A 381-nucleotide genomic window follows, 5' to 3' on the forward strand; every position below is an offset into this window, starting at 1 on the left:
GCGCACGTGGTTGAGTACGCGAAAACCCTTCGCGTTCACCGTGCTGCCGAAAGCATCGTTGAGCAGGCTCACGCAGCGATGCACGACCTCGACCGGGTCGCCGGAGTCGGGTCGTATGACGACGGTGGCGCCCGAAGCGATCACTTCGTCGCGCAGCGTCTTGCCCCAGTGGTCGGTAATCGCGTGGTAGATGTCGTAGCTGTCCGAAACCACGGCAACGAGTGAGCCTGGCTTCGCGAAACGCTTGAGCATGTTCCGGTACGCGTCGACTTCGTGCTCGCGGCCCCAACTGGTGATGGTGCTGTGCTCGGCGGCCGGAATGGAATAGCCCGCCATGGCTTCCCCGTAGAACGCACGTGCGGCGAGCACGCCGGACACGGT

At 64.0% G+C, this 381-nt stretch carries 1 pseudogene; it reads right to left on the reverse strand.

Features of this window, described 5'->3' with window-relative positions:
• Positions 1 to 381 (reverse strand): annotated as a pseudogene (locus CBX98_RS25575) (nicotinate phosphoribosyltransferase); the annotation flags it as partial.

The organism is Vibrio sp. T9 (assembly GCF_003123985.1).
Taxonomy (GTDB): domain Bacteria; phylum Pseudomonadota; class Gammaproteobacteria; order Enterobacterales; family Vibrionaceae; genus Vibrio; species Vibrio diabolicus.